This window comes from Pseudoflavonifractor sp. An184 (assembly GCF_002160305.1).
GTDB classification, from domain to species: domain Bacteria; phylum Bacillota; class Clostridia; order Oscillospirales; family Oscillospiraceae; genus Lawsonibacter; species Lawsonibacter pullicola.
This window is the reverse complement of record NZ_NFKI01000140.1, coordinates 1-1,031: the sequence shown is the minus strand read 5'-3', so window position 1 is coordinate 1,031 and position 1,031 is coordinate 1. Positions and strand designations below refer to the sequence as shown.

Here is a 1,031-nt window from a genome sequence, read left to right as displayed (position 1 = left end):
TTTTCCGCTGCGCGGTTTCCTGCCGGAAGTTGTCGCCGGTAAAGCGTACCGGGACGCACATGGAAAGCAGGCGGTCATAAATCCGGGAATGGGCGGTGTCCTCCGGGTTGTGCAGGTCGTCCAGCGTGAGGTTGGTCGTGACGATCAGCGGCTTGCCGCTGCGGTAACGGCTGTCAATCACATTGAAAACCTGTTCCAGCCCGTATTCCGTCCCGCGCTCCATACCGAAGTCGTCAAGGATAAGCAGCGGATAGCGGCAAAGGCGGGAAATGTATTCGTTCCTGCCCTCGAAGTTGGCGGAAAGGTCATTGAGGATAAGGGCAAAGTTCGTCATGTGGACGGGGATTTCTTTCTCCATGAGGGCGTTTGCGATACAGCCCGCAAGGTAGCTTTTCCCGGTTCCCACGCCGCCCCAGAACAGGCAGCCGATATTGTCGGCTCTCATATCCTCCCAATGCTCCACATACCGGCGGGCAATCCCGGCCTGCGGGTTCCTGCCGTTGTCGTTCTCAAAAGTCCAGCCCCGCATGGTGGGGTCGGTAAAGCCCCGGCGTTTCAGTTCCTCCACGGTGTCAAGGTGCCTGCGCCGCTTCTCGGCGGTCTCCCGTTCCTCGCGGGCGGCTCTCTGGCAGTCGCACTCTGCCGGGTGGCGGTCGCGGCCAAAGACAGCGGCCTTATCCGGCGCAAAATAGGCTTCTTTCGGCTTGCGGCACTTGCCGCAGTACAGTAAACCGTCCTCGCCGGTGTAGTCCTCCGGCTCCGGGGTGGCAGTCGTCATATTCTCCAAAACAGCGTTGATTTCGTTCTTCATAAACTCTCGCCCTCCTTGCATGAGTAGTCTGGTATGCCCTTTTTCGGGGCTTTCTTGGCTGCGTCCTCCTGCGCCCATTTGTAGATTGTGGCGGCATGGCTGCGGTATCGTTTGCCGCTGGACGCGATATGGCAGGATAGCCGGTCAATGTAGTAGTTCCATTTGTCGGGCAGGTCTGCTTTCAGCCCGTCCAGTTCTGATTGCGAAAGAAAGACATTTT

Annotated in this window: 1 protein-coding gene and 1 pseudogene; both read right to left on the bottom strand. The window is 58.3% G+C overall.

Annotation, left to right across the window (positions count from 1 at the left end):
* The coding region (locus B5F19_RS16825; protein WP_087292916.1) for an ATP-binding protein at nt 1–811 on the bottom strand (811 nt) is incomplete at its 3' end.
* Nucleotides 808–1,031 (bottom strand): annotated as a pseudogene (locus tag B5F19_RS16820) (replication protein); the annotation flags it as partial. The pseudogene B5F19_RS16820 and the gene B5F19_RS16825, both read right to left, overlap by 4 nt.